General features: G+C 63.0%; 24 protein-coding genes, 1 tRNA gene and 4 pseudogenes. 19 read left to right on the top strand and 10 right to left on the bottom strand.

Annotated elements, in window-relative coordinates; genetic code table 11:
* Positions 1-5: 5 nt before the first annotated feature.
* Positions 6-785 (bottom strand): thermonuclease family protein, encoded by a 780-nt coding sequence (locus ACSKB9_RS06380; protein ID WP_438072063.1) that lies wholly within the window; start codon positions 783-785, stop codon positions 6-8.
* 342 nt (positions 786-1,127) lie between these two features.
* On the opposite strand from ACSKB9_RS06380, the pseudogene ACSKB9_RS06375 reads away from it, so the two are divergent.
* The 4 genes and pseudogenes from ACSKB9_RS06375 (at position 1,128) to ACSKB9_RS06360 (ending at position 4,811) form a co-directional block, all read left to right on the top strand.
* Positions 1,128-1,330: pseudogene (locus ACSKB9_RS06375) on the top strand (hypothetical protein).
* 197 nt (positions 1,331-1,527) lie between these two features.
* Positions 1,528-3,543 (top strand): acetyl-CoA carboxylase biotin carboxylase subunit, encoded by a 2,016-nt coding sequence (locus tag ACSKB9_RS06370; RefSeq protein ID WP_438072061.1) that lies wholly within the window; start codon positions 1,528-1,530, stop codon positions 3,541-3,543.
* 106 nt (positions 3,544-3,649) lie between these two features.
* The gene (locus tag ACSKB9_RS06365) at positions 3,650-4,516 is read left to right on the top strand and encodes an isocitrate lyase/PEP mutase family protein (protein WP_438072059.1); all 867 of its coding nucleotides are present in this window, start codon (positions 3,650-3,652) and stop codon (positions 4,514-4,516) included.
* Positions 4,513-4,811 (top strand): annotated as a pseudogene (locus ACSKB9_RS06360) (acylphosphatase). The gene ACSKB9_RS06365 and the pseudogene ACSKB9_RS06360 overlap by 4 nt, the downstream one beginning before the upstream one ends.
* A gap of 9 nt (positions 4,812-4,820) precedes the next feature.
* Here the strand turns inward: ACSKB9_RS06360 and ACSKB9_RS06355 are convergent.
* Positions 4,821-5,633, bottom strand: a complete 813-nt coding sequence (locus tag ACSKB9_RS06355) for a class I SAM-dependent methyltransferase (RefSeq protein WP_438072057.1) — start codon at positions 5,631-5,633, stop codon at positions 4,821-4,823.
* A 97-nt stretch (positions 5,634-5,730) separates the two neighbouring features.
* Here ACSKB9_RS06355 and ACSKB9_RS06350 point away from each other — a divergent pair, with 97 nt between their 5' ends.
* From ACSKB9_RS06350 to ACSKB9_RS06335, 4 genes are read left to right on the top strand one after another with little or no spacing between them, the layout of a single operon-like run.
* Positions 5,731-6,288 carry a GbsR/MarR family transcriptional regulator gene (locus ACSKB9_RS06350; protein ID WP_092088931.1) on the top strand — a complete coding sequence of 186 codons (558 nt, stop codon included), beginning with the start codon at positions 5,731-5,733 and terminating at the stop codon, positions 6,286-6,288.
* Positions 6,289-6,314: 26 nt separating this feature from the next.
* Positions 6,315-6,980 carry a DUF4166 domain-containing protein gene (locus ACSKB9_RS06345; RefSeq protein ID WP_438072056.1) on the top strand — a complete coding sequence of 222 codons (666 nt, stop codon included), beginning with the start codon at positions 6,315-6,317 and terminating at the stop codon, positions 6,978-6,980.
* A complete protein-coding gene (locus ACSKB9_RS06340) occupies positions 6,977-8,413 on the top strand; it encodes a TIGR01777 family oxidoreductase (RefSeq protein ID WP_438072055.1) in 1,437 nt (478 codons plus the stop codon). Before ACSKB9_RS06345 ends, ACSKB9_RS06340 begins: the two co-directional genes overlap by 4 nt.
* Before the next feature lie 10 nt (positions 8,414-8,423).
* A complete protein-coding gene (locus ACSKB9_RS06335) occupies positions 8,424-8,849 on the top strand; it encodes a hypothetical protein (protein ID WP_438072053.1) in 426 nt (141 codons plus the stop codon).
* Between the two features lie 18 nt (positions 8,850-8,867).
* Here ACSKB9_RS06335 and ACSKB9_RS06330 read toward each other — a convergent pair.
* Positions 8,868-9,724, bottom strand: a pseudogene (locus tag ACSKB9_RS06330) (LysR family transcriptional regulator).
* Positions 9,725-9,839: 115 nt separating this feature from the next.
* Here ACSKB9_RS06330 and ACSKB9_RS06325 point away from each other — a divergent pair.
* Positions 9,840-10,263, top strand: a pseudogene (locus ACSKB9_RS06325) (tautomerase family protein).
* A 3-nt stretch (positions 10,264-10,266) separates the two neighbouring features.
* On the opposite strand, the gene lipB reads toward ACSKB9_RS06325, so the two are convergent.
* Positions 10,267-10,995, bottom strand: a complete 729-nt coding sequence (gene lipB, locus ACSKB9_RS06320; protein ID WP_438072051.1) for a lipoyl(octanoyl) transferase LipB — start codon at positions 10,993-10,995, stop codon at positions 10,267-10,269.
* 60 nt (positions 10,996-11,055) lie between these two features.
* Here lipB and ACSKB9_RS06315 point away from each other — a divergent pair, with 60 nt between their 5' ends.
* Both ACSKB9_RS06315 and ACSKB9_RS06310 read left to right on the top strand, forming a co-directional pair.
* Complete coding sequence (locus ACSKB9_RS06315; RefSeq protein WP_021080574.1) at positions 11,056-11,301, top strand: FliM/FliN family flagellar motor switch protein; 246 nt, start codon at positions 11,056-11,058, stop codon at positions 11,299-11,301.
* Between the two features lie 93 nt (positions 11,302-11,394).
* Positions 11,395-11,479: transfer RNA gene (locus ACSKB9_RS06310), tRNA-Leu, on the top strand.
* Between the two features lie 220 nt (positions 11,480-11,699).
* Here ACSKB9_RS06310 and ACSKB9_RS06305 read toward each other — a convergent pair.
* From ACSKB9_RS06305 to ACSKB9_RS06295, 3 genes are all read right to left on the bottom strand, one after another.
* Positions 11,700-12,740, bottom strand: coding sequence for a DUF354 domain-containing protein (locus ACSKB9_RS06305; RefSeq protein WP_080686647.1), 1,041 nt, complete (start codon positions 12,738-12,740; stop codon positions 11,700-11,702).
* Positions 12,741-12,818: 78 nt separating this feature from the next.
* Positions 12,819-14,558: a hypothetical protein gene (locus tag ACSKB9_RS06300; protein ID WP_438072049.1), complete on the bottom strand. Its 1,740-nt coding sequence runs from the start codon at positions 14,556-14,558 to the stop codon at positions 12,819-12,821.
* A gap of 248 nt (positions 14,559-14,806) precedes the next feature.
* Entirely contained in the window at positions 14,807-15,730 is a 924-nt protein-coding gene (locus ACSKB9_RS06295) for a glycosyltransferase family 2 protein (RefSeq protein WP_438072047.1), read from the bottom strand.
* 336 nt (positions 15,731-16,066) lie between these two features.
* Here ACSKB9_RS06295 and ACSKB9_RS06290 point away from each other — a divergent pair, with 336 nt between their 5' ends.
* The 5 genes from ACSKB9_RS06290 to ACSKB9_RS06270 all read left to right on the top strand — a co-directional run bounded on the left by ACSKB9_RS06290 (position 16,067) and on the right by ACSKB9_RS06270 (position 20,187).
* Entirely contained in the window at positions 16,067-16,864 is a 798-nt protein-coding gene (locus ACSKB9_RS06290; protein ID WP_438072046.1) for a class I SAM-dependent methyltransferase, read from the top strand.
* Positions 16,861-17,871 carry a polysaccharide deacetylase family protein gene (locus ACSKB9_RS06285; protein WP_438072044.1) on the top strand — a complete coding sequence of 337 codons (1,011 nt, stop codon included), beginning with the start codon at positions 16,861-16,863 and terminating at the stop codon, positions 17,869-17,871. Before ACSKB9_RS06290 ends, ACSKB9_RS06285 begins: the two co-directional genes overlap by 4 nt.
* 70 nt (positions 17,872-17,941) lie before the next feature.
* A complete protein-coding gene (locus ACSKB9_RS06280) occupies positions 17,942-18,622 on the top strand; it encodes a hypothetical protein (RefSeq protein WP_438072043.1) in 681 nt (226 codons plus the stop codon).
* Positions 18,615-19,148 carry a hypothetical protein gene (locus tag ACSKB9_RS06275; protein ID WP_438072041.1) on the top strand — a complete coding sequence of 178 codons (534 nt, stop codon included), beginning with the start codon at positions 18,615-18,617 and terminating at the stop codon, positions 19,146-19,148. Before ACSKB9_RS06280 ends, ACSKB9_RS06275 begins: the two co-directional genes overlap by 8 nt.
* A 103-nt stretch (positions 19,149-19,251) precedes the next feature.
* The gene (locus tag ACSKB9_RS06270; protein WP_438072039.1) at positions 19,252-20,187 is read left to right on the top strand and encodes a lysylphosphatidylglycerol synthase domain-containing protein; all 936 of its coding nucleotides are present in this window, start codon (positions 19,252-19,254) and stop codon (positions 20,185-20,187) included.
* Between the two features lie 78 nt (positions 20,188-20,265).
* Here ACSKB9_RS06270 and ACSKB9_RS06265 read toward each other — a convergent pair whose 3' ends face one another.
* A complete protein-coding gene (locus ACSKB9_RS06265) occupies positions 20,266-20,976 on the bottom strand; it encodes a hypothetical protein (RefSeq protein WP_438072037.1) in 711 nt (236 codons plus the stop codon).
* A gap of 58 nt (positions 20,977-21,034) precedes the next feature.
* Between ACSKB9_RS06265 and ACSKB9_RS06260 the strand changes: the two genes are divergently transcribed.
* From ACSKB9_RS06260 to ACSKB9_RS06250, 3 genes are all read left to right on the top strand, one after another.
* Positions 21,035-22,135 carry a hypothetical protein gene (locus tag ACSKB9_RS06260; RefSeq protein WP_438072035.1) on the top strand — a complete coding sequence of 367 codons (1,101 nt, stop codon included), beginning with the start codon at positions 21,035-21,037 and terminating at the stop codon, positions 22,133-22,135.
* Between the two features lie 61 nt (positions 22,136-22,196).
* The gene (locus ACSKB9_RS06255; protein WP_438072034.1) at positions 22,197-22,571 is read left to right on the top strand and encodes a hypothetical protein; all 375 of its coding nucleotides are present in this window, start codon (positions 22,197-22,199) and stop codon (positions 22,569-22,571) included.
* Between the two features lie 90 nt (positions 22,572-22,661).
* Positions 22,662-23,623, top strand: a protein-coding gene (locus ACSKB9_RS06250) for an IS630 family transposase (RefSeq protein WP_438071698.1) whose coding sequence is annotated in 2 segments (ribosomal slippage) — positions 22,662-23,001 and positions 23,001-23,623 — 963 coding nt in all. Because the reading frame shifts where the segments join, the coding sequence is not laid out codon by codon here.
* 6 nt (positions 23,624-23,629) lie between these two features.
* On the opposite strand, the gene ACSKB9_RS06245 is transcribed toward ACSKB9_RS06250, so the two are convergent.
* Together ACSKB9_RS06245 and ACSKB9_RS06240 are read right to left on the bottom strand one after the other, a co-directional pair.
* Positions 23,630-25,006, bottom strand: coding sequence for a polysaccharide deacetylase family protein (locus ACSKB9_RS06245; protein ID WP_438072032.1), 1,377 nt, complete (start codon positions 25,004-25,006; stop codon positions 23,630-23,632).
* A gap of 96 nt (positions 25,007-25,102) precedes the next feature.
* The gene (locus ACSKB9_RS06240; RefSeq protein WP_438080085.1) at positions 25,103-25,918 is read right to left on the bottom strand and encodes a polysaccharide deacetylase family protein; all 816 of its coding nucleotides are present in this window, start codon (positions 25,916-25,918) and stop codon (positions 25,103-25,105) included.
* Between the last annotated feature and the right edge of the window lie 15 nt (positions 25,919-25,933).

Here is a 25,933-nt window from a genome sequence, read left to right as displayed (position 1 = left end):
GCCCTTCACTTGCTCTTGGGCGGACGGCAATTATAGGCCCGGCGGAACCCGGCCGCCTGTGCATCCTCCTCGGAGCAGAACCAGCGATCCGGATTGCCGAGGCCCGGGTAACTGCGGCACGCCTGCAGATGATAGATGCCGACATTGCCGGTGACGCGGGCGCGCACGGCGTATTTGCCCTTGATGTTGCAGCTGGCCGGCATCGGCAGGTCGTCGGGGAAGAGCACATTGCGGATCTGCGTGTCACGGTCGGCGGGGCAAGCGTTGCCGAGCAGGGCGCCATCCTTCCTGGCCGTACGAAAATCGCGCGGCGCCACGAAGCAGCCCTTCCAGAGCCCGGCGCGATTGTCCTTGGCGGTGGCTTCATCCGGCTTGAATTGGCCAGTGGCCGACCCCTCGACATTGAGAGCATAGCCGTTCTGGACCAGCACCTGGCTGAGGCTGGTCGGGTCGCCCTCGATCTTGCAGACGCCGAGGCGGCGCTTCTTGAAGGTCGGATCGACGCCGATATCGTCGCAATGAATTGGCTTGCCGCCGATCAGCCTGGTCAGCTGGTCGCGCGCCTCGATCCCGCAAGTCCAGGCGTCGGCGTGCTCGTCGATGCAGAGCTGATCGACCGCCGGCGCGTCGATGCCGTCGAGCCGATAGGTCGTGTTGCCGAGCTGAACGGTGCCGGCGTCCTTGATGACCGCAGTGGCCGTGGGGCCTGCGGTTGCAGTCGGGCTGGTGGTTGCAGACAGGAAGGCCAGGAGAAGCGTCGTGGCGACCGGATTTCGAAACCGCATTTTCTCAACTTCAGATATTTGGCGGGCAGCCGAACTTCTAGCACAAGCCGGTACGATCCAACCAAGGACTGTTCGCGAGCGGGGCGTGCGAACCGTCACATCCGGGATCGGCATTCCGTGGCGCAGAACGGCCGGACATTGCCATTGAAGGGATGCGCATGGCCGAGTTTCGTCATCAACGTCCTCGCCGAATCGTCACCGACATTTGGAGCCTGCAATGACTCGCGCGCTGGCGGCGGAAGAGAAAGGCGGCCGAGGAGACCGCGTCCGATTAAAGATCCGATTGACTTGATGAGAACAAAATAAGAACATGGCGCGCCACCTGAAGCCCGGATACCCATCATGTCTGCACGGCCCGAATCTGACGACGATGACGGGCTGGAAGCCGCTGTCGATCAGGCCATTTCCGCCTGCGGCGGGAATTGCGTGCCACTATCCGGGCGCTGATCGTGGCCAATGAATTCCTGGAGAACGAGGTCAGCGAGCTGATGAAGGCCGTCGCGAAGGCTCATTCGCGTGGCCGCTTCAAGACCTATTCGGGCTGAAATACCGATCGGGCTACCGCCAAGGACTGACCATGGACTGGCCGGGCAGCGGGCAGAGTCTGCATTAGACCGTTGCCTCCGGGGCAATTTGCTGTACCAACGGAGTGGTTACGCCCAATCGCCCGTGCCAGATTGCGCGGGGAGGAATCCTGCCAAATGGACAATTCGAAGTCCGAAAAAGCCCAAGCAAGAAGAGCATGTTCAAACGAATCCTGATCGCCAACCGCGGCGAGATCGCCTGCCGGGTCATCAAGACTGCGCGCCGTATGGGGATTGAGACGGTCGCCGTCTACTCCGAGGTCGACCGCGACGCACTGCATGTCGAGATGGCCGATGAGGCCGTGTTGATCGGACCGCCCGCCGCGGCCGAGAGCTATCTTTTGATCGACAAGATCGTCGAGGCCTGCCGCAAGACCGGCGCGCAGGCGGTGCATCCCGGCTACGGCTTCCTGTCCGAGCGCGAGGCGTTTCCGCGCGCGCTGGAAGCCGCCGGCATCGTCTTCATCGGTCCGAACCCCGGCGCCATCGCCGCGATGGGCGACAAGATCGAATCCAAGAAGGCCGCGGCGAAGGCCAAGGTCTCGACCGTGCCGGGTCATCTCGGCGTCATCGAGGACGACAAGCACGCCGTCCAGATCGCCGACGAGATCGGCTACCCCGTGATGATCAAGGCCTCCGCCGGCGGCGGCGGCAAGGGCATGCGCATCGCGCATTCGAAGGCGGAGGTCGCCGAAGGCTTCAACCTCGCCAAGGCCGAGGCGAAGTCGTCGTTCGGCGACGACCGCGTCTTCATCGAGAAATTCATCGTCGATCCCCGGCACATCGAGATCCAGGTGCTCGGCGACAAGCATGGCAATGTGATCTATCTCGGCGAGCGCGAGTGCTCGATCCAGCGCCGCAACCAGAAGGTCATCGAGGAGGCGCCGTCGCCGCTGCTCGACGAGACCACCCGCCGCAAGATGGGCGAGCAGGCCGTCGCGCTGGCGAAGGCCGTGAACTACGATTCGGCCGGCACCGTGGAATTCGTCGCCGGCCAGGACAAGAGCTTCTACTTCCTGGAGATGAACACCCGCCTGCAGGTCGAGCATCCCGTCACCGAATTGATCACCGGCATCGACCTCGTCGAGCAGATGATCCGCGTCGCCGCCGGCGAGAAACTCGCGATCGCGCAGAAGGACGTGACGCTGACCGGCTGGGCGGTGGAATCCCGCGTCTATGCCGAGGATCCGTTCCGCAACTTCCTGCCGTCGATCGGGCGCCTGGTGAAATACCGTCCGCCGGCCGAGGCCAGCCATGACGGCATCACGATCCGCAACGACACCGGCGTGCAGGAAGGCGGCGAGATTTCGATCCATTACGATCCGATGATCGCCAAGCTCGTCACCCACGCCCCGTCGCGCGCCGCGGCGATCGAGGCGCAGGCGACCGCGCTCGACGCCTTCTATGTCGACGGCATCCGGCACAACATTCCGTTCCTGTCGGCCTTGATGAACCATCCGCGCTGGCGCGAGGGCCGGCTGTCGACCGGCTTCATTGCGGAGGAATTCCCGAAAGGGTTTTCGGCGCGCGCGCCCGAGGGCGAGATCGCGCGGCGGCTGGCCGCGGTCGGTGCCGCCATCGATCACGTGCTGGGCGAGCGCAAGCGGCAGATCTCCGGCCAGATGGGCGGCCGCGTGGTGCTGCGCGAGCGCCGCCGCGCGGTGTGGCTCGACCGCGCCGAGATCGCGCTCGACGTGGCGCGCGAGGGTGACGCGATTGCAGTGCGCTTCATCGGCGCCGACGGGCTGCCGGGCAACCCTCATAACCTCGTATCGAGCTGGGTCCCGGGCGATCCGGTTTGGCAGGGCACCATCGACGGCAACTTCGTCGCCGTGCAGGTGCGGGCGATCAACAACGGCTTCCGCCTCGCGCATCAGGGTTTTGAGATCCCGGTCTATGTTTTCACCGAGACCGAGGCGACCTCGGCGCGGTTGATGCCGGTGGTCTCGGCCGCCGACACCGGCAAGAAGTTGCTGTGCCCGATGCCTGGTCTCGTGGTGTCGATCGCGGTGACCGAGGGGCAGGAGATCAAGGCCGGCGAGACCCTGGCGGTGGTCGAAGCCATGAAGATGCAAAACGTGCTGCGCGCCGAGCGTGACGGCACGGTCAAGAAGATCCACGCCGCCGCCGGCGCCACGCTCGCGGTCGACGCGCTGATCCTGGAGTTCGCTTAGCACCGTCATTGCGAGCGCCAGCGAAGCAATCCATCTAGCCTCATATGATGAGAGATGGATTGCTTCGTCGCTTTGCTCCTCGCAATGACGTGGATGGAGACACATCATGGCCTTCCGCAAACGCCGCGAAGCCCTGCGATCGATACTCACCGGATCGATCTGCATCCGCCCGGGCTCGGTCTATGACGCGACCTCGATCCGGATTGCGGAAGATCTCGGCTTCGAGCTCGGCATGTTCGGCGGCTCGGTGGCGTCGCTCGCCGTGCTCGGCGATCCCGATATTGCGCTGATCACGCTGACCGAATTCGCCGAGCAGATACGCCGCATGTCGCGTGCGTCGACGCTGCCGGTGCTGGTCGATGCCGACCACGGTTACGGCAACGCGCTCAATGTCCGCCGCACGGTTCAGGAGGTGGAGGCCGCCGGTGCCGCTGGCCTCACCATCGAGGACACGCTGCTGCCGCAGGCGTTCGGCCAGGCCAAGACCCAGCTGATCTCGCTGGAGGAAGGCGTCGGCAAGATGAAGGCGGCGCTTGACGGCCGCAGCGATCCGTCGCTCGTCATCCTGGGCCGGACCGGTGCCGTCTCGATCACCGGTCTCGACGATGCGATCGCACGCGCCAGGGCCTATGAGGCGGTCGGCGTCGATGGCTTGTTCTTCACCGGCATCAAATCGCGTGGCGAGTTGGAGGCGCTCTCGGCCGCGACGACGCTGCCGATCGTGCTCGGCGGCGCGCCGGAGGAGATGACCGCGCTCGACTATCTGGCAAGCCGGCGCGTCAGGATCGCGCTGCAAGGCCACGCGCCATTCGCGGCCGCAACCCAGGCCGTCTACGAGACGCTGAAGGCGCTGCGCGAAGGCACCTCGCCGAAGAACCTCAAGGGTATCGCCTCGTCCGAACTGACCGGCCGCGTCATGCGCGAGGCGGAGACCAAGGCGCGCAGCGGCGAGTTCCTCGGTCTGAAGAAATGAGCGGCGTGATCCGCCACGTCACCATCAGCGGCCGCGTCCAGGGTGTCGGCTATCGCGCCTGGGTCGACGAGCAGGCAAACGCACGCGGCCTCGAAGGCTGGGTCCGCAACCGCCGCGACGGCAGCGTCGAGGCGGTATTCGCCGGTCCCGACGACGTCGTCACTGAAATGATCACGGCATGTGGCCGCGGTCCGTTCTCGGCGCGCGTCGCTGCCGTGCACGCCGCATCTGGCAATTCCGATCTTTTGAACCAGCGCCGGGCAGGGGAGCGGTCTCGGTCCTGCCCACGATCTGAAGCGCGTCGTTACGCGGCCGCTGAGATCACCAGCGCCTGAATCCGGCCTTCGATCGCGCCGCTGCCGAAGCGGCGCGCAACGGCCGATGCGGCGTGCTCGGTCGCCGCATCAAGGCCGATACCGCCGCGCGCCTCGATCTCGCCACGCAACGGTGATCCCTGGCAAAAGCCGATCGCAGGATCATGAGGCGCATTGGCCCGGCTTGGCAGCCGGACGTCATCGATCTCGATCTTGCTGAAGCCCGCGGCTGCAAGGTCGGCCCGGATCGGGTCGGCCGCGTAGTGGCCATAAGGCGTGCGCGCCAGGAAGCGCGGCGGATCGGCCGGAAAGACCTCCGCCAATGCCCGGGTCACCACGTCGGCAAACTCGTTGTCTTCGATGCGACCCCACATGCTGAACAGGAAACGGCCGCCCGGCTTCAGCACGCGGCGCGCCTCCGAATAACCCTTGGGCTTGTCGGGGAAGAACATCGCGCCGAATTGGCAGGCGACGACGTCGAAGCTCGCATTGTCGAACGGCAGGTTCAGTGCATCGGCCTGCCGCCAGGTGATTGCGGTCCCGCTTGGCATCTGTGACTTCGCTCGTTCGAGCATCGGCTCATTCAGGTCGGTCGCCACGATCCTGGTGTCGCTGCCGAGCGCGGACGACAGCGCACGGGTGACGGCGCCGGTGCCAGCTGCCGTCTCAAGCAGGTCGCGCGGGCCAAGAGCCTTGGCACGTTGCGCCAGATCGCGTGCGTAGGGTTCGAAAATCATCGGCACGAGGAGCCGGTCGTAAATCTCTGGAATGGATCCAACGAACTCCTTGTCGGACGCTGGCATGCGCCGGATAGGTCAGGAGACCTGCCATGTCTCGTGCGCCGTCGTGGACAGCACGGCCAGCCTTGACTTCTGCTCCGAACCGTCTGATATTTCTGTCATGACAGAAATAACCGCCAAGAAAAAACTTCCCGCCGTCGTCGAGCGCTTCATCCTGCATTGGGGCGACATGGGCGACGAATGGGGCGTCAACCGTTCGGTCAGCCAGATCCACGGGTTGCTCTACCTTGCCGAAGCGCCGATGACAGCGGAAGACATCGCCGACACCCTCGGCATGGCGCGCTCCAACGTTTCCAACTCGATCAAGGAGCTGTTGTCCTGGGGATTGATCCGGCGGGTGCCGATCCTTGGCGATCGCCGCGACCACTTCGAGGCCGAGACCGACATCTGGGAGGTCGCGGCCAGGATCGCGGCGGGACGCAAGGAGCGCGAGATCGATCCCGCGCTCGCAGCGCTGCGCGCCTGCGTCTCCGACGCGGCCGACGATCCCGCGATCAGCCCGCTCGCGAGCAAGCGGCTGAAGGAGATGCTGACATTCACCGAGCTGGTCGACCGCTGGTACACGCAGATGCTGAACGTGCCGCGGCCGCGCCTGGTCGCGCTGATCAAGCTCGGCGAGAAGATCGTGAGTTTCCTGCCCACGGGCAGGGCCAAATAAAGGCGGCGGCGTAACGGGAGCGTGCGATGGCGTCAGCAAGGATATCCACCTTAAAGACAGCGCCGGCTTCCGATACCAAGCTGCTCGACGACCATCGCTTCCGCGCATTGTTGTCGGACGAGGATTGGGGCCGCCTGCCGGTTGCGATCTGGCGACGCTTCTCGAAACGGTTTGAAGACGGCAACACCGTCGTCTATGTCGGCGAGGTCGAGGAGGCGGCGTGCAGCCGCATCGGCTGGTGGCTGGCGCAGGCCGCACGGCTGATCGGCGGACCATTCCCGACCGGCACCGAAACGCGCGTGCCGATGATCGTCACCGTCACCGAGGACACGGCAAGCGGCGGCCAGGTCTGGACCCGCATCTGCGCGCGCCGCGACGGCTTCCCGCAGGTGATTCATTCCGCCAAGCGCTTTGCCGGTTCGACCGGGCTCGAGGAATATGTCGGCTTCGGCGTCAGCATGGCGCTGCGGATCGCGGTCGAGCACGAGGCGCTGGTGTTTCGCAGCGTCGGCTATTCGCTGCAACTCGGTCCGTTTCGCCTGCCGCTGCCCGAGTGGCTTACGCCGGGCGATCTCACCGTGACCCATGCCGATCTCGGTTGCGGTGACTTCCGCTTCACGCTGGAGATCATCCACCCGCGTTTCGGCCGGCTGATCCGTCAGTCCGCCGTGTTCAGGGAGGCCACGCCATGACGCCGCTGCTTTGGACGCTTGTCGCCATCCAGATTGCAATGGGCGCATTCGATACGTTCTATCACCACGAATTCACCGAGCGGCTGGCCTGGCGTCCCTCGCAGCGCCACGAGCTCCAGCTGCACAGCGTGCGCAACATGCTCTATGCGCTGCTGTTCCTCGTTCTCGGCTGGCTGCAAGTGCACGGCATTCTTGCGATCGCCATCATGGCCGTCCTCGTCGTCGAGGTCGTCATCACCTTGATGGATTTCGTCGAGGAGGATCTGAGCCGAAAGCTGCCGCCGAGCGAGCGGGTCAATCACACTCTGCTGGCGATCAATTACGGCGCCATCCTCGTGCTGCTGGTGCCGGTCCTGATCGGCTGGGCGATGCTGCCGACCGCCGTCGCGCCGGCCTATGCGGGTTCGTTAAGTCTGTTCGCGACGGCTGCGGCCTTCGGCGCCGCGCTGTTCGGCGCGCGCGACTTTGCCGCGGCCAGACGCCTCGGACGGATGGCCAGCGTGCCGACCGCGACGCTGGTCGAGAAATTGCCGGCGCGGCAGACCGTGCTCGTCACCGGCGCCACCGGCTTCATCGGCAGCCGGCTGGTCGCGAGCCTCACCGCATCCGGCCATCAGGTGATTGCGTTGATCCGCAATCCGGCAAAGGCCGACATGCTGCCGCCGCCGGTGACGCTGATCACGAGCCTCGACCAATTGCCCGCCGACTCCGGGATCGACGCCATCGTCAATCTCGCGGGCGAGCCGATCGGTAACGGCCTGTGGACCGAGGCCAAGCGCCGCAAGATCATCGCTTCACGTATCGACATGACGTCTGACGTGATCAAGCTGATCGCGCGCCTCGAACGTAAGCCGTCGGTACTCGTGAGCGGCTCCGCGATCGGCTGGTACGGGCTCTGGCAGGACCAGGTGCTGACGGAGTCGGCGAAATCACACGCCTGCTTCAGTCACGAATTGTGCGAGGCCTGGGAGAATGCGGCGAAGCCGGCCGCGGATCACGGCGTGCGCGTGGCATATTTGCGCATCGGTCTCGTGGTCGGCACCGATGGCGGCTTCATCACGCGGATGCTGACGCCGTTCGAGTTCGGCCTCGGCGGCCCGCTCGGCTCGGGCAAGCAGTGGATGTCGTGGATCGAGCGCGACGACCTCGTGCGTCTGATCGCGCATGTGATTGCGAGACCTGAACTGTCCGGTCCTGTCAACGCGACCGCGCCGATCCCGGTGACCAACATGAAATTCACCGAGGAGCTCGGACGCCGTCTGCACCGGCCGGCGATCTTCCGCGTGCCGGCGGCGCTGCTCCGCGCCGTCGGCGGTGATTTCGCCGACGAGCTCTTGCTCGGCGGCCAACGCGTACTGCCGAACAAGGCGCTGAGCAACGGCTTTGTGTTCCGCCACGAAACCTTGCGCAGCGCGTTCGATGCGATCCTGTGAGGAGGCCTCGATGTGCAGCACCTGTTCCCGTGCATTCGGAGGCTGGCTTGCGGGCTGTGGCGCCGCGACCGCGGTGATTTCCGCCGTCGGTCAGACCATTCTGATGATGACGTCGCACGGCGATGTCGCGCGGCTGCTCTACGGCATCGTCGTGATGCTGCTTCCATCGGCCGCGGTCTTCATCATCACTTGTCTGCTCACAGCAATTCCCGCTGCGATCGTCGTCTGGTTCACTGAGGAGTTCCATATCAGGGCCGCGGGATTTTTCGCCTGCGCAGGCGCGGCGATCGGCGCGTTGAGCATCACTGTCCTTCTACGATCCCCGGCTGTCTGGACATCCGGACTGGTTTGCCTGTGCGTCGTGGCCGGGTTTGTCGCCGGCCTGACCTACTGGTTCGTCATGTGCGAACTGGTGACAGGCGAAGACTCGATGTGAACGGCTGCGATGTTCAACCTATGCCGCAGACGCCACGCTCCGAAACGTCGCAGCCAGCGTCCTGAGTGCCGCGAGCTTGGTGGGATCGCTGACTTTCGAATGCAGCATCACCTTCGACGTGCCGAGCCGCGGCAGCTTGTGGGCAGGGCCGATATCGACCAGGCCCGGCGGCGCGATGCGGCGGACGAGGGGCGCGACGGCAAGCCCTGCAAGCGCGGCCGCCACCACCGCGGTGACGCCGCCGCCGACGAAGCTTTCGGTCCAGGCGATGCCGGCCTTGTCAAGCGCGCGCACGGCGAGGGCGCGCACGCCGCAGGGCGGCGCCAGGGTCGCGAGCGGCAGCGCATCGCCGCGCGGCCAGACGAAGCGTTTGGCGGCGAACCAGCCGAATTCGTCCTCGGTCAGCTTCTCGCCGCCGCGCCGGCTGCCTTCCTGGCGCACGATCACGGCGTCGAGCTCGCCGCCATCATAAGCGTCGAGCATTTCGCGCGAGAAGCCGATGGTCACGGAGAGGGCAAGCTGGGAGGCCATCGCGTGCAGCCGCTCCAGCAGCGGCACCAGCTCCGGGCCCGCGGCGTGATCGCTGATCCCGAGCGTGAGTTGCTGCCGCGCCGGTTTCTCGCCGGCCAGCGCGCGATCATGCACCTCGATCAGCGCGCGGGCGTGCTGCAGGAAGGCCGCGCCGTCGGCGGTCAGCCGCACCGCGCGCGGCGAGCGCTCGACCAGCCGCTTGCCCAGCACCGTTTCGAGCCGCTGCAACTTCATGCTGATCGCCGCTTGCGTGGTGCCAAGCGCCTCGGCGGCGCGGGTGAAGCCTTCAGCTCGGCGACGAGGAGGAAGGCCTGCACGGTGTCGATATCGAGCGTGGTGGTCATGATCAGCGATCGTTATCATTGCTATCAATATAGATAAGATACCAAGATGATGCGCGCAGGTCTAGCTAGAGGAGGCGCGATTGACCCGCGCCAACCTAATTCAAGGAGACCGATCATGCCGCTCATCACCGTCACCTACGCGACCCCGCGAGAGTCCGTCGCTGAAATCCGACATCGCCGCCGCCGTGTCGGACCTGACCGCCGCGATTCTGCACAAGGATCCCAAGGTCACCGCGATCATTGTGAAGTCCGCCGATGCGGCCGACTGGTTCGCGGGCGGCAAGTCGCTCGCTGAGCAGGGGCTCGCGAGCTACTGGCTCGACATCCACGTCACCGAGGGCACCAACACCAAGGACGAGAAGGCGGCCTATCTCGCCGCACTGTTCAAGCGGATGGGAGAACTGCTCGCGCCGCTCCACACCGAGAGCTACGCCCATGTCGATGAGGTGAAGGGCGACGCCTACGGGTTCGGCGGCCTCACCCAGGAGCGCCGCTACATCGCCGGCAAGCTCGAGGTCGCGCCGCAGAAGGCGGCATGAAGCCTATGACGTCGCTTCCGGCAGGCGCACTGCGGTGTCGCCGAACACCTCGGAAAAGGCCTGCCGGAGCGCGACGTCGACATCGGCCATGGTGACCGGCAATCCGAGATCGACCAGCGAGGTGACGCCGTAGCGTGGATCGACCACGCCGCAGGGCACGATGGCCTGGAAGTGCGACAGATCAGGCTCGACATTGATCGCGATGCCGTGGAACGAGACCCAGCGGCGCAGCCGCACGCCGATCGCGGCGATCTTGTCCTCATGGTCCGGTCCCTTCTCCGGGCGCCGCACCCAGACCCCGACGCGGTCTTCGCGGCGCTCGCCGCGGACATTGAAGGCGGCGAGGGTGCGGATGATCCATTCTTCCAGCGAAGCGACATAGGCGCGCACATCGGGCCGGCGCCGCTTGAGATCGAGCATCACATAGGCGACCCGCTGGCCCGGGCCGTGATAGGTGACCTGGCCGCCGCGTCCGCTCTGGAAGGTCGGAAAGTGCGGCGCGAGCAAATCGTCGGCCTTGCCGCTGGTGCCGGAGGTATACAGTGGCGGGTGCTCCAGCAGCCATACCAGTTCGGGGGCCGAGCCCGCCGCGATCTTCGCCACCCGATCGTCCATTGCGGCGAGCGAATTGGGGTAGGGCACCGCGCGGTCTGAAAGCCGCCATTCGACCGCTTCGCCGCCTGAAGGGCGCGCAAAGGTCGTCAAATCGAGGCTTTGGCGGTCGTTAACCATTAGCTAACCCTAACGTGGTCAGTTGAACCCACAATCTAGTTCCCGTTCGGCGGTTCAGAAGTGCCCACCCTCGATAAAGTCAGCGTTGATCTCATGGTGGTCCTCGGCACCACCACGATGCCGATTCACCAGGTCATGCGGCTGTCCCGCGGCGCCATCATCGAACTGGATGCCACCGAGGCCGACGAGGTCAAGATCCTCGCCAACAACCTGCCGGTGGCCAGCGGCGTGGTCCTGGTCGACCGCAACCGGATTGCGGTCGAGGTCAAGCAAATGCTGCCGAAATCTCCCGGGGTTCGCAGTTAATTCCCGCATTAATCGCCTTGTCCCTGCATCCGTGATTTGTTACATGGCCCCGTCGATCCGGCGGTGCCTTCGGGGTTCCATCCGGTATCCCAAGCGCTCGTGGCGGAATTGGTAGACGCGCTGCCTTGAGGTGGCAGTGGGTAACACCGTGGGGGTTCAAGTCCCTCCGAGCGCACCATAAACCCAAGTTTCCATCTGAAATCATTAAGCTTTTTCCGGGTGTTGCCCGGGAGTGCCACTGTGCGCGTGTGGCCCGGGCAAGGTGCTGTCGAATGGCTGGTCGCGCGGTTGGGGCGATGACAGTTGGAGGCGCCGATCGAATCGCGGGACCTCAGCTGCCGCTTTCGGCGAAACTAAGCTAGGCCTCGACGCGTGACCTCAACACGCGCGACCGGCCATCATGCAAAGCCATTATCAAACTGCTTGAGCAGCCAGTCGGTGAGGTCGACCTTCTCGGCCAGTACCCGCGCGTGCCGCTGCGCCATCGTCGCTTCCAATGCTGGATCAGCGACCATACCCGACACGAGCGTCACCAGTTCCTCAAACTGCTGGGGCTTGAAGCCCCAGGCCAACCGATACCGCTGTTCCAGTTCAGCAATCACGGAGCAGCGCCCGACGAAGCTATTGCAGCGGATCGCGGGGCGCCCGAGCAAAGCCGCCTCCATCGTCATCGTCTGGCTGTCGCTGATCAGTATCTTCGCGTGAGCCAGAAGATCGTGCATGGTCTCGGGCGGAGCCTTCAGAGCGTATGGCTGAAGGCGCGGAGCGATGGAGCTTTCTGCGTTGATGAAGACGCGGCCATGCGGTTCGAGCAACGCAATCAATCGTAGAACCTGAGCTTCGGAAAGCCCGCTCTCGCCGGCGTCATGATGAGCCGTCAGCGAAACCAGCCGTATGATGAAGTATGGCTCGCGAGGCTCTATTCCTAACAGGCGGACCACGTCCTGGTCGGGCTTGAAATGGTTCGGATGGAGGTAGGCCAGTTCATGATAGCTGTCGTGAGTCCGCACCTTTGCGGTCTTCTTGTCCCGCAAGACCGCCGGTATGACGATGCGATTTGCGAAAGGATAGGTAATCTTCGCGAACAGCGGCACGTAATCGGCGTCGTCCTCGTTCAGGACGATCGAGGGCCTGCCAATGACGCGACCGACGTGAGCAACCGATACAGACGTGCCGACAAGGAAATCCGGTCTGTCTGGAAGCGCGGCTTTCAGGACCTGCCAGTTGTGGATCGCAAGTTCGATGGCGCTGCCGACAAGGCCCCGGCGCGGCTTCGAGGCGACGGTATAGGGCAGGCCGTAGTGATCGAGCAATCCACCGATAATGCCGCGATCACGGATTGTGACCGTGATCTTGTCGCCGCGCGCCTGCATGCGCTGCGCCACGTTTCGGAAAAGGTGAACGTGCGCGGGATGGCCGATATCAAAGAGAACGTGCATCGCTCTTGTGAATTTTGCTGGGATAGAGCGTTGGGATCTGAGTGATGCGCTCAAGCACCTCGGTGGGATCGAGACCGATTACGCCGCAATACCACGCGATCGATTCGAAGCGCGGGATGTTCTCCATTTCGACGAGACGAAGCGCGCTCGCTCGATCGAGCACGCCCTCTCGAATCTGGTCGAGCGGAAGGTGTCGTTCTCGCTGAAGCCCGCGACCCGCGTATAAATGTAGTTATAGAAAGCAGCCGTCCCATCTCCGATGCGCCAGGTCGAGCGCGTATCGTTGGCGGTCTCCCAGTCGTATTGATCGATCAGCGTGTCGTTTACTTCGCTCTCGACCCAGGGAATGTAGTCGAACAGTCGGAGATATTCGTGCTTGATCGAATAGTAGCTGAAAAAGGCGCCGGCGGTATCGAGAAGCGACTTGTTGATGTAGCGCGGGTTGAGCAGGAATTCCTTGCCATAGTAGCTCGCCATCTGAAGCTGCGCGAATTGTGACGGCCGGTGTCCAAGCGTGGGCGGCACACCACAAAAGCCGGCCTTGAAATGTGTTTTCTCCAACGGATTGGAAGCAAGCACCGTAGCTTCAAGGTGAAGCTTTTTCGCGAGGTCGTTGGCGTAGTAGAAATACTGCTTGTCGCCGGCCATGAAGAGGGGAACCATTCCAAGTGACGGCCGCTTGAGCCAAGCAGAGACGTTGCGACGAATGTTTGCTCGCTTTTCGGCAATGTCGGCCGAGACGAGAATATGCTCGACCTCGAGCGCCCCGCACATCCGCGCCTGGTTGCGGCGCGCCAAGTCCGTAATCATTCCCCAGTCGTAGGTGTAGGCGATCGGCTTTAGGCCGAGCTCGCGCACCGCATAGTGAAGGCCAAAGCTGCTGTCGCGTCCTCCGCTCAGCGTGATGAGGCAGTCGGCGGAGGCGCCGTTGCGCCGTGCGTTCAGCTTGTTGGCTTCGGCCTCCAGGGCAGGACGCCCCAGATAGGTCTTCGGTTGGTGGCTCTGGCAGAAGTTGCGAACTCCGCTTGCATCGAAAGCGATGAAAGGGACCGTTTCCGGCAAAATACAGCGGGTGCACCGGCGCAATGCCTTGATCGGTTGCGGATCGATTTCGAAACGCGAGAAGTTGCCAAGCCTGACTGCGGGCCTCGAATTGAAGGTCGTGGCATTGCGGACCTTGGCGGGTGTGTCGTCCCGGATCTCGCGCCGCCGCGGGGCAATCGCCGGCACCTCCTCGGTGTCGGCCCCAAGGTCGATCTCGTGGCTGACCAGCGTATCGAGCCTGATCAGCAATGCGCTGCCAGCCCTGATCTGTCGGATAGCGTCCGGACGCGCAGGCCAGGCCAGGCCTGGCGTGGTCAGGAGTTCCTCCAGAATGTAGCGCTCGGAGGCGAAGACGATCGTGCCGTCGGCCGCGCTCGGCGCCACATAAAGAGAGCCGTTATTCGTTGCGAGGACCATGCAGTTGAGGTCGTCGGACACGAGTGCGGTCGAAACCGTCCCAAGCAACCTGCGGAACGTCGAACGCATCGCGTCGGCGAGGGATTCGCCCCGATCGAGATGCTGGCGGAGCAACTGGAGCATCACTTCGGTGTCGACCTCGGCCTTCCGCTCGGCCGTGTTTATGGTTCGCCACAGATCTTCGTCATTGACGATGATGCCGTTGTGAACGCCCAGGATGCCGCCGGCAAGAACCGGCTGGTTGTTCGCGTGCAGGTTTTGAGTGCCGTTCGTGACAGAGTCTCGAATGTCCGAAGACAGCGATAGGCTCGCGAGACCGGTAGAGCGTGTCCAGAGCGCCCTTGAGGAAGGGAGCAAAGTCCGTCGAGGCGAGAAAATCGCGCGGACGCTGCGCACTCTTGCGAAAGGTGACGGTGGTCGGCCCAATGATGGCGAGCCCGGAGGATTCCTTGCCGCGCGTTTCCGACAGGAGGAACAGCCGTGAGACCGCGCGTTCCACGATCTCGCGATCAAGCGCGCCCGGGCTCGTAATCACTCCGAAAATGCCGCACATCGCAACCGCTCGCCGTCGCTCGATCTATTTCAGGTGCTTGTTCATTTCCATGTCAAGCCACATGGCAAACATGACGGATTGCCAGCCCATCAAGACAAGGAATGTCGTGAAAAGCGGTGTGTTGTCTGCCACGAATCCGATGAAGAGCCGATGCATCACAACGTAGAAGTCCGACGAGCATGCCGAGCGACAGCAAAACAGCGCCCGTGAAGTAGAACAGCACCAACGGATGAAAGTCGCGGATGATATATTTCTGCAGCATGCGATAGGCAAACAATCGCACGAGCAACAGTGACAGCCTCGGCACGAGGCGAATTGGCTTGATGCCCGATTGTTCGCCGATACCGTAGATCGGCTTGATCGGGATGTCGCGTACCCTGAAATCAAAGATATTCAGTTTCACGAGCATGTCGTTCGGCATCCCGTACCGCTTGTAGATGTCGTCCAAATTCAGCGTCTTGAGCACCTTCCGGTTGGCCACGGTGTAACCGGTCTGCGAGTCCGCCACGTGCCAATAGCCCGAGGCGATCTTGGTCAACATCGAAAGCAATCCGTTACCGATGTAGCGAACGCGCGGAATCAGGTTCCACGCCTCGCCGGTGAAGAGCCGGTTTCCCTTGGCGTAATCGGTTTCATCGGCAATGACGGGCTCAAGCAGTGCGTGCAGGTCGCCGGGATCCATTTGCGCGTCGCCGGCCATGACGGCCGTCGCATCGATGTCGTGGTCGCGCGCCCAGCGATAACCGGCGGCGATCGCCCCACCGACACCTTCGTTTTTGGGCAGCCGAATCAGTATGACGCGTTCGGGCTGCGCGGCAGAATATCGCTCGACGATCTCGCCGGTGCGGTCGCGGCTCTGGTCGTCCACGCAGACGATGTGGTCGACAAACTCCGGCATGGTCTCGATGACGCGGCCGATCAGTTTTTCCTCGTTGTAACAAGGCACCACAACCGCGACAGTCTTCGATTTATACATGCGCATTTCCCGCCGCGGCGCGGCTTCGTAAGTCGTAGGCCGGTTCGGGAACCTGCTTAAGCCTCTGTTCCAGGTTGAACCACCCTGCTTGAATGCGGTATCTGCAGTTTCGTCAATAGGCTGTCCACCGACGCGCCGGTCCGGAGATCGCGTTCGGCTCCAAATTTTTCTGGCTCTCGTGTCTGAATTTGTTGCAGTTTCGACTTTGGTGCCGGCGAAGGGGCAGCAGGCCAAGCCCGTCGATACGCGTCTTCAAACGGGTTGCGCCATATTATCCAGTAAGATCAATAAGATGCGTCAAAATCAATTTCGGCGGGCAGGCGCGGATCGCACTCCATGAACGAGGAAACGCTCCGCTTCTACAACCTGCAGGCGAAAAACTACACTGCGCTCAGAGCCCGCCCCATTCAGGTTTACACCGATAGGCTTGAGCAGGAGGCCATGGCCCCGCTCGTCGCGGCGGCGACAAATATCCTCGACCTTGGCTGCGGCGAGGGACGTTTGACGCGATGGCTTGCGCAAAGCAAGCGAGATCAGGGCGGAGATTTCACCGTGCACGGTGCGGACTTCAGCCCCGAAATGATCGCCCATGCCCGGGCCCTGAATGGCGACCTCCCGGCAACCTACGGTATTGGCGATGCGATGGCGTTGCCGTTTCCGGACAACAGCTTTGATCTGGTCGTATCGTGCACGGCCCCCAACAATTTTCCCGACCTGAACGCTGCCCTCGATGAAATCCGTCGAGTGCTGCGGCCGGGCGGCGCATTCTGCGCGACGATCATAAACAGCCAGGAGACAGCACGCTTCGCGCGCTATCTTTACTACTCGCCATATTATCTCGCGAAGCTTGCGCAGCGCATCGTGAAGGGGGCGTCGAGCTATCACCGCGTCTTGTTCTCTCGCGAAGAACTCGAGCGGCTGCTGCAGGGCCGCTTCAAGATGATAGAGATATCCGGAATGCGGCTCATTCCCGATTTCGTGCCGGAATTTCCGCTGAACATCTGGCCGCCCTTGTTTCCGGTCATGTCGGGCCTGATCGACGCTACGCAGAGCCTTGATCATTGGCTTGCAAAGCATCCGAAGTTCGGACGCCGCGCCCGTTTCCACCTTGTGATTGCACAGGCAGTGAAATGAAGCCGGGACGACAGCGCCCGAAATTCGTCGTGACCGTAGACGTCGAGGACTTCTTCGAGCCGCGGCCTCCGATCGACACCTATCGGGGCCGTAACGCCGGGCGCGATTACGCGACTCCGCGCATCATGGATATCCTCGAACGACACGGCGGCCGCGGCACCTTCTTTGTCGATGTCCAGAACCGCCGGACCGTCAGCGAGGAGCTCGTTGCCGGCGTGACGCGCGAGATCGCCGAGCGTGGCCATGAGGTTGGCCTGCACACCCATCCGGCCTTTCCGGAGGGAAAGCGTGGATACGGAATGGCGCAGACGATGAAGACGCTGTCGCTCGACGAGCAGCGCCGGTTCATCTCCGAAGGGGTGGCGCTGATTGAAGCCTGGACAGGCCGACCGCCTGTCAGCCATCGCGCCGGCGGCTACGGCGCCAACTACGATACGCTCGCTGCCCTGGAGCAAAATGGCATCGGGATCGATTCGAGTGTTTTTCGCGGCTATCCGCACTGCGAACTCGATCATCCCCCGCTCACCGCGAACGCCGTCGTTCGGCATGGCGATCTGCTCGAAGTTCCCGTGACCGTGACGCGCTGCGATCTTGCGCTTGGACCGGCCCGCCTGCTGTCGCTGACGAAGAAGCTCGATCCGGACTGGTGCAGTCCCGGCGAATTGCGCCGCCAGATCGAAGCCGTCTTGGTGTCCGGTCAGCAAATCATCGTGCTGTTCTTGCATTCCTATTCGTTGATAGATATCGAACGCGGGTTTCGGCCGGACGAACGCGCCTGCGCGGTTCTCGATGAATTGCTGGCCGACTGCGTCGGTCGCTTTGACGGAGAGATTACGACGCTGGAGCGTGCGGCTCGCGCCGTCGATCCAGTCTCCAGCGAGGAAGCGGTAGGCCAATCGCCACCGGTCGTTCGCTCCGATCTGCTGTTTCGCAATGTCGAGCTCACCGGTTGGCTGATGCGAAAAGTACGGCTGCGGCACTTGAAGATTCTGGTCGGGCAACGGTAGCGGCCTAGCCTGTTGCACATACGATAGAGTAAATGACTACAGCGCGCTTTTTTGTAGAAGGCCTCCACGCATGATGACCGGTCAAGGTCCGGCTTCGGATCAGGATCTGCTCGACCGTGTTCGCGCAGCGTCCGATGCTCTCGGCAACTGGCTCGAGCAAAACGACTATGCCGGCAACGATCCTTATCAGCTGGACAACATTATTTCCCAAGTTGGCGGCCGACCTATCATCGGGCCGCTCATGCATTTTGCCCGCCGAACGCTCAAGCCTTACCATGCGCTGATCCCGAAACGCCTGTTCCAGGCGGCCCCGGCCATTGTGATGCCACAAGCACTTGGAGATAGCCTCGCCGGTGAAGCTCGCCAACCTGACAGCAAGGTCTCGCGTCGCCGAGCGGCGAGGTTGCTGACGCTGCTGGAGGACACGCGTAGCCCGCTGGCTCGCAATGCAGCTTGGGGTTTGCCGTTCGACTGGGGAGGAACAGGGAAGCACCCGAAGCATTGGCCGACCACGATTACGTCCACCATCGTGTTGACCGGCCTCCTCGATGCCATCCATCTGCTCGACCGCGACCGCGACCGGGGGCTGGCGCTGCTCGAAATCCGGCATACGTTTCATCCTGGAAGAGGCTGGGATGATCGAGTTGCCCGAAGGCGCTTGTGTCTATTTTGGTCCGGGCGACACGCGTCTGATAATCAATGCCAGCGTTGCAGCCGCAGGTCTGCTGGTCCGAGCGGGAAGGGTGCTTGATCGCGACGAACTCGTCGTGCTTGCCGGGCAGGCGGCCTTGTTCGCCGTGCACCATCAAAATCCGGATGGATCCTGGTTCTATGCGCCGGCGTTCCGCGATCACCCCGTCGACACGATCATCGATAGCCGGCACACCGGCTACATCATCGAGGGGCTTATCGAAGTCAACGCGACAATGGGAGACCAGCGTATCGCGGACGCGATCGGCCGTGGTTGGGATTATATGCAGGCCCAATTGATCGACGACGACAAGCCGCGTTGGAGTCCCGAGCAGACCTGGCCAATCAATTCCCACGATGTCGCACAGAGCATCATGACCGCATTGGCCTACGGGGATAAAAGTCTGGCAAAGCGCCACATGGCTTTTGCCATGGATCGCTTTTATGCCGGTGAGGGCAAGTTCCGTTACAAGGCGTTCGAGAACGGCAACAACAACGACGCCATCTTCATTCGCTGGACGCAAGCACCGATGTACAAGGCGACCAGCAGATATCTGGCGAACTTTTCCGTCACGGAGCGTGGATGAAAATCCTCACCCGCCGCTCGCTGCGAGCCGGATTGCCACGCGGCTCCTCGCTCGCCGGGAACCTCTCTTGCGGCTCGAACTCAATTGAGAGGCACGGAGCCTGATGGGTCTGCTTACTCGCAAGCGGTTGCTTTGGGGCGCGGCCTTCATTGTGGGCGCTGCGGCGCTATTCTATTTGGTCGATCGCATCGATTGGCACACTCTTCGGTCGATCTCGATTCAGACGTTACTCGTACTCTGCCTTTCGTCGATCGTTATGATTGCGCTGCATGCGGCAGGCGCAGCGACGCTGTTGGCGGGAATGCGTCATCCAGCCAGCCTGATGGATGTCATGATGGCCATGCTGGCAGCGGGCACGGTCAGCCTGGCCGGCGATCCGAAGCTCGGCGTGCCGGCGCGCCTGGCGTTCTACAAGATGCTGGCGGATATCCCGGTGAGTGTCGGCGCGGCTCAAACGACGATCGAAAGCCTTCTTTGGCTGTTCTTGATGGGAGCGGTCCTGGTCATTCCGGGCGAATTGGCAGGTGATCGTGCACTGCCGCTTTCGCTCGCGGCCGCGGCATTGCTGATCGCCGGCCTCGCAGTCGTGGGACTTGGTCCGGCGGTGTTGGACAAGATGTGGGTACTCGGCCCGTTGTTTCGGGCCTCCGGGCCGATCCGTCGGTTCGTCTTCGATCTGCGAAACGCAATGTTCGGGATTAAGCCATTTGCGCTGGTTGTCGCGACGTTGTGGCTTGCGACAACCTATGTGGTCGACGTCGCCTCGATTTGGTATCTCGGCCGGGCCTTGGGTGCTGATCTTCCCCTTGTAGCCATCGGACACGCGATCGTCATTTCTTACTTGGCCGGCGCAGTTTCCCTGCTGCCGTTGGGACTGGGGGTGCGTGACGTCACGTTCGTGCTGCTGTTGCAGCAGGCCGGAGCTTCCGCGGAGACGGCTGCAGCGCTTGCTCTGATTCACCGCACCGTGCGCACGGTTCTTCCGCTGCTGATTGGTTTCGCCGTCTCCGGACTGATTGCAGCGCGTTCTCGGCCGTAAACGACGAAGGGACAATGGCTTGAGCACTCCGTTTCTGATCGGCCAGCTCGTTCTAGCTTCCGGCTTGGCGAGGTTTTTCTACGTCTTCGACAGCGTTCTCCTGATTCCTCCCTTTGGGCGTATCGCCTTCGGAGTGGCGACGACCAGCTTTGTCACAGCGTGTCTGCTGTTGCTGCTCACGCTTGTTGCACCTGGGCTGGCCCTTGGAGGGCACGCCAGCGCGCCATTCATCGTTGGATCGGCGTTGCTTGTAACGCCTTGGAAAGGACCGGCACCTCGCGGTCCCAGAACCACCGCGCCCTGCGCGATCCGGTCGTTCTGGCTTCGGTCGTGGCCGTACTGATGGTGGCCAGCATTATCGTGCCGCGGCTCTGGTTCGATGCCGGCCAGGTGACCGGCAATTCCGACGCAATGCAGTACCTTGCAGAAGCGCGGCAACTTCTTTCGCAACGCAGCTTCTTCGATGCCTCCGGGATCGGAGGCCTCTCGGACGGCACTCTGCGCGGCGATCCCCACGGCCTGCTCTGGCCTGCCTACAACGCGTCGGCCCTGCTTTGGTCCGGTCTCGGCGGGGCCGGATTGAGCGACGAAATGGTGCCGCGCGTCGCATTCCAGCTGACGATCATCACCTATGTTGCGGCGGGCATAGCTCTCGCGAGCGCTGCGCAGGTGCGTGGCCTGGCGATCCTTCTGCCGCTTCTGATTCTTGGCGGTCCCTCTCATCCACAGCGGATCAATCGACGGCAGCCGCGACGTATTCCGACTAACGGCGCTCTTGCTGCTTTGCACGTTTCTTGTGGCGCAGTGGCAAGGCGGTGCGCGTTACCCAAGCGTCGGAGCTGCGCTATTGGGCGTCGTGCTCGGCGGCTGGGCGATGCAGGGCCATGCACTTTCCATTGTCCTAGTGCCGCTGATCGTCGCGCCCTGGACGCTTCTGAGCGTTTCATTCGGGCAGTCCCCGATGCGCATTGTGCTGCTGACCGCCGCAGTGGCTGCAGGCTATTGCCTGGGCGGCTTTCACGTCGCAATGGCCTATTACAAGACCGGCTCCCTGACCGGCGACAACGTTGACGCAGCCCGGGTCGCCGCCGGTACGCTCTATGCGCACAGCATCGAAGCGCGAGATACGGCACGTATCGGCGAAGGCGCAGTCCTGTCTAGCCGGCTCCTCATCAGTTTTGCCCGGGACGGCGGATGGCCGAGCGCAGCGGCGCTTGTCGTCTTGTTCGCGACGATAGTCTGGTACGCCGTCCAGCGAGCTTTGGCCCGAGGTCGCTCTACACTCCAGACAATCGACTGGCGGATCGGAGCGATGTTTGGGGCATGGTTTCTCAGCCAGATGCTCCTGCTGTTGGGCGCCTTCGATGTCGGATACTACAATTTGTCGAGTTGGACAGTGTTGAATGCGCGCTACGCGATGCAGTTTTACATGTTCGCGGCTCTGTTCGTGGCTTGGGGAATAGCGGCTGCTCCGGTTGCGCTGACCGCCACATCAACGAGCGTCGAGCGCTACGAAACCTGGACCCGGGTTGCCTTGTCGTTGGCGATTCTCGGTGTGGCTGTTGCCACGACCTGCATTCTCGTCAAGCGATGGACGTACTATTCAACGAGCGGCTATCAACGGGTTGCCAAGCAGTTGAACGCTTTGACCGCGGGGCTGCCGCCAACGTGTCGGGTATTGGCCGAGGATACCGGCATCAATTTTCTCGCTCAACGGCAGGTTCTGCAACTCTACAGCAAATATATGCGCGACTTTCTCGTCGAGCGCGACAAGGAGAAGCTGCTGCATGAGCTCGACGAGCGCGATATCTGCGCAGTTGTTCTCTATGACGGGTTATATGTCGACATGGCCGGGCCTGCGGCGCCGCTTCTTGAAGCGCTGGCCTCGCCGAACTTCAAGATGTATGGCGTAGAGCCATGGCGCATCTACGTGCGGGCGGCGCCCTAACTGGCGACTTTGGCAACGCGAGCGATCGCGCGGCTGCAAGCTTGCCTTACCGGAGCGCCTGATGATCTTTGCGTGCTACGCGTACCGTGTGGTCTCCAACTTCGTGTTCCTGGGGTTGGTCTATTTCACGCTGAACCTTCTGGAGAAGTACGAGCAGCGCGCGACGGTCGCAATTCTGGTCCTGGTCTATGCGGCGATGCACGCCTTTTCCGCCCTGCGCTCGTTCTATTTCTTCCAGCGCATCGAGCGCCTGGAGGGCGAGACGCGACGGCTCGCCGCGGCGGCCGGCGAGGGGCCCAATGCTGTCGCCTCGCGCAGGCAGATCGTCGCCGATGTCACCGTGCTCAGGCATGCCGGCGAGATCAAATCCTATATCGATATCTTCTTCCTGGCGCTGGTGATCCTGCTCTGCGTCGCCAAGATCGTGGCCAGCTAGAGCGTTGGCCGATCTGACTGAATCGTTGGGGATTCACAAATCAGCGTTTTGGTGATTCAAGCTGGTCGCCGGAGCTGGAGGCCGGCGGGCATGGCGAAACCGCTGTCGATGGATCTTCGCGAACGTGTGCTTGCCTGTATTGAGAGTGGCATTTCAGGCCGGCAGGCTGCCGAGCGATTTGGCGTCAGCGCGGCAAGCGTAAGCCGCTGGCGAACGCGCGAGCGGGAGCAAGGCGATGCCCAGCCGAGGGCTCAGGGCGGCGACCGCAAGTCCCACCGGATTGATACTCATCAGGCGACGATCATGGCTCTGCTCGAGACGGCGCCGGATATCACTATCGAGGAATTGCGTGACGGCTTGAGCAAACAAGGCCTGTCCTTTGGCTATGGCACGATCCGCCGCTTCTTCGAGCGCCACAAGATCACGCGTAAAAAAAGACCGCCCATGCCTCAGAGCAGGATCGCCCGGACGTCTTGAAGCGACGCGAGGCCTGGCGCGAGAGCCAGGGCAAGCTCGACCGGGATCGGCTCGTCTTCATCGACGAGACCTGGGCGTCGACCAACATGGCGCGAACCCATGGCCGCTGCCAGCGCGGAGAACGTCTGCGGGCCAGCGTTCCTCACGGCCACTGGAAAACAACTACCTGCGTAGCCGCTCTAACCACACGCGGCATCATCGCGCCCTGGGTGCTCGATGGCCCCATCAACCGCAACGCCTTTGAGACCTATGTCGAAAAGGTGCTCATTCCTGAGCTGCCAGACCACGCCATCGTCATCATGGACAACCTCTCCAGCCACAAAGGGCCCCGCATACGTGAGATGATCGAGGCGGCCGGCGCTACGCTTCTCTATCTTCCGCCCTACAGTCCCGACCTCAATCCGATCGAGAATGCCTTCGCCAAGCTCAAAGCAAATCTGCGGAAGGCCGCCGAACGCACCGTCGGCGGCCTTTGGGATGCTGTCGGGCGCATCATCGACACCTACACGCCCACGGAATCCACAAACTACTTCATCGCCGCGGGCTACTTGCAACCTGATCGGCTAACGCTCTAGATCACGTCAATCAGGCACGCGCCTGCCGGCCGCCGCCTCGGCGCGCGGCGTACGCTTCTTCAGATTATTGGCGACGTGAACTGAAGCATTGTCCGCGGCCGGCGGTGCGACATGCAAGGGGCCGCCATGGGCTCTGCCGTGCGCCGCGGCAGGCACCTGATGCGCGGCCTGCTTCGGATGCCTGGCCTGGCGCGCGGAGAACGCCTGCGCGCGCGGTATGCCAACGCCAACTGTCGCGCGCTGCACGAGGCGGCGATTGGCCGTCGATCGGGCCGCGAGCAGGGTCAGGTCGAGCGCTTCGGGAACGCGGAACACGTCGGACGCCGGGACCGGCAAGGTCGGGACGGATGCGAACCGGGCAAGCTGGGGCTGCGGCCACAGCGTGCGGACGGGCATCGCGACCCAGGTGCGCTGTGCGTGGTCGAGGATATCGGCATCGCGCCAATCCATGTCGGCAAACACCGGGGCAGGCAGCGCCCGCGTCGCGGTGAACACGAAGTTTGGAATTTTGGGCCAGAGCGTGGTCGCCACCGTCTCGGTCGGTGGATGCAGGTACCATTGCTGCGGCTGGGTCGGCGTCGCCGGGCGATCGGGCGTTGCAGGCACGACATGAACGATCCGGTAGCCGCGCTCCTTCAGCGTGTTGAGGATGCGCGGCAGCGCCGCAACGGTGCGCGGCTGGATGTCGTGCAGCAGCAAGATGCCCTTGCGCTTGGCTTCGATCCGCTGGATCGCGAGGTCATAGACCCGCTGCGGCGAGATGTGGCGCCAGTCGTCCGCGGGGAAATCGGCGCTCCAGACCTGGATGCCCTGGGACGCCAGATAGGCCTCCGGGATCTCGGCGCGCATCAGGCCTGGAATCCGGAAGAACGGCGCGAGCTTGCTCTTGTCGCCATTGAGGGCGGCGAGCGTCGAGGCGATGCCGTCGTCGACCTCCTGCCGCACCTTCTCGAGCGGCATCTTGTTCATCGTCAGCGGATGGTTCTGGCTGTGCGTGCCGACGGTATGTCCGGCCGCGATCAGCTTGCGCACGCCCTCCGGATTGAACCGGGCCTGGGAGCCGATGGTGAAGAAGGTCGCCTTGACGCACTGGCTGGCGAGAATGGCCAGCACCTGGTTGCTGGATTTAGGTAGCGGCCCGTCGTCGAAGGTCAGTACCACTTCGTGATCGGCGAGCGGCAAGGTCTCCGGATACTGCATGGTGCCGATCCGGGGGTGCTCCTTGGGATCGACGACGAGGGTCCGCGAGGTGCCGAGTGCGTTGGGGTTAGGGCAGTCTGCGGCGAGGGCCGCGTACGGCGTCATCAAGCCGCAGCCCAGCAGCGCCGCGCGGACCACGGTCCGCGACCGCTTCCGGATCATCACCAGGACGTTTGCAATCATCGAATCTCGGCCGCATTCCAAACGCACTGACGAATCCTTAGGTGCGGCGCCATGAATGTCGCCTTAACGGTCTGTAATCCACCTAGCGTCCCGGGTTCAATGTGTCCGGTCGGACACGGTTTTCAGCGCCGCCGGGACGATGTGGACGACGTGGTATTTATGCTCCTGCAGGTACCTCAAGAAGGCGGGCAGCATCTCGGCTGTCCGCATTTGCGGGTCATGCAGCAGTATAATTCCCTTGCGGTGGCCTTCGAGCCGCCCGGTGAGCAGCTTGAGTTCCTCCTCGGGGGTCATCTTGTTCCAATCGCTGGCCCAGAAATCGGCTCCGAACACCGCGATACCGCGCTTTTCCAGATGGTCAAGCAGGGCGGGTGTCGATTCGAAATAGGGGAACCGGAAGAACGGCGTGCTCGGAATCGTGCTCTCGGTGCCGCGCAGGGCCTTCTGGACCGCTTCGATCCCCCGGTTGATGTTCGCCTCGGCCTGATCCAGCGGGAGTTTGTTGAGATGCGGATGGTCCCAGCTGTGATAGCCGATGGTGTGGCCGAGGCGCGCGACCTTGCGGACCATATCGGGGTGATCGGCCGCGTTGCGGCCGACCATGAAGAAGGTTGCCTGCACGCATTCGGCCGCCAGCGCCGTCAGCACCTTGTCGGTGACCCCCGGCGTCGGTCCGTCGTCGAAGGTCAGCACGACCTCGCCATCCCTGAGCGGCAGGGTCTGCGGAAAGCTCTTCAGCCCGACGCGCGGATAGGTCGCAGGGTCGACCTCGAGCACACGTGAGGTGCCGAGCGCGTCCTTGCGCTGGCATTCGGCGGCGTGCGCCGAGCCGCACAGTGCAACAGGCGCGAGCGCGACCAGCGCCGCGAAAGCCTTCCGGAGCGGTCGCGGTGCGCTCGACATCTTTCTCATTGCACTGGGCCCCAC

The sequence above is a fragment of the Bradyrhizobium sp. BR 1433 genome (genome assembly GCF_051547665.1).
In the GTDB taxonomy this organism is placed as follows: domain Bacteria; phylum Pseudomonadota; class Alphaproteobacteria; order Rhizobiales; family Xanthobacteraceae; genus Bradyrhizobium; species Bradyrhizobium australafricanum.
This window is presented reverse-complemented; position numbering and strand designations above follow the sequence as displayed.

Excerpts from the sequence above, each read along its gene's own strand:
- ACSKB9_RS06380 (WP_438072063.1), bottom strand. The coding sequence starts at position 785 with ATGCGGTTTCGAAATCCGGTCGCCACGACGCTTCTCCTGGCCTTCCTG.
- ACSKB9_RS06370 (WP_438072061.1), top strand. The coding sequence starts at position 1,528 with ATGTTCAAACGAATCCTGATCGCCAACCGCGGCGAGATCGCCTGCCGG.
- ACSKB9_RS06365 (WP_438072059.1), top strand. The coding sequence starts at position 3,650 with ATGGCCTTCCGCAAACGCCGCGAAGCCCTGCGATCGATACTCACCGGA.
- ACSKB9_RS06355 (WP_438072057.1), bottom strand. The coding sequence starts at position 5,633 with ATGCCAGCGTCCGACAAGGAGTTCGTTGGATCCATTCCAGAGATTTAC.
- ACSKB9_RS06350 (WP_092088931.1), top strand. The coding sequence starts at position 5,731 with ATGACAGAAATAACCGCCAAGAAAAAACTTCCCGCCGTCGTCGAGCGC.
- ACSKB9_RS06345 (WP_438072056.1), top strand. The coding sequence starts at position 6,315 with ATGGCGTCAGCAAGGATATCCACCTTAAAGACAGCGCCGGCTTCCGAT.
- ACSKB9_RS06340 (WP_438072055.1), top strand. The coding sequence starts at position 6,977 with ATGACGCCGCTGCTTTGGACGCTTGTCGCCATCCAGATTGCAATGGGC.
- ACSKB9_RS06335 (WP_438072053.1), top strand. The coding sequence starts at position 8,424 with ATGTGCAGCACCTGTTCCCGTGCATTCGGAGGCTGGCTTGCGGGCTGT.
- lipB (WP_438072051.1), bottom strand. The coding sequence starts at position 10,995 with ATGGTTAACGACCGCCAAAGCCTCGATTTGACGACCTTTGCGCGCCCT.
- ACSKB9_RS06305 (WP_080686647.1), bottom strand. The coding sequence starts at position 12,740 with ATGCACGTTCTCTTTGATATCGGCCATCCCGCGCACGTTCACCTTTTC.
- ACSKB9_RS06295 (WP_438072047.1), bottom strand. The coding sequence starts at position 15,730 with ATGTATAAATCGAAGACTGTCGCGGTTGTGGTGCCTTGTTACAACGAG.
- ACSKB9_RS06290 (WP_438072046.1), top strand. The coding sequence starts at position 16,067 with ATGAACGAGGAAACGCTCCGCTTCTACAACCTGCAGGCGAAAAACTAC.
- ACSKB9_RS06285 (WP_438072044.1), top strand. The coding sequence starts at position 16,861 with ATGAAGCCGGGACGACAGCGCCCGAAATTCGTCGTGACCGTAGACGTC.
- ACSKB9_RS06280 (WP_438072043.1), top strand. The coding sequence starts at position 17,942 with ATGATGACCGGTCAAGGTCCGGCTTCGGATCAGGATCTGCTCGACCGT.
- ACSKB9_RS06270 (WP_438072039.1), top strand. The coding sequence starts at position 19,252 with ATGGGTCTGCTTACTCGCAAGCGGTTGCTTTGGGGCGCGGCCTTCATT.
- ACSKB9_RS06255 (WP_438072034.1), top strand. The coding sequence starts at position 22,197 with ATGATCTTTGCGTGCTACGCGTACCGTGTGGTCTCCAACTTCGTGTTC.
- ACSKB9_RS06245 (WP_438072032.1), bottom strand. The coding sequence starts at position 25,006 with ATGATTGCAAACGTCCTGGTGATGATCCGGAAGCGGTCGCGGACCGTG.
- ACSKB9_RS06240 (WP_438080085.1), bottom strand. The coding sequence starts at position 25,918 with ATGAGAAAGATGTCGAGCGCACCGCGACCGCTCCGGAAGGCTTTCGCG.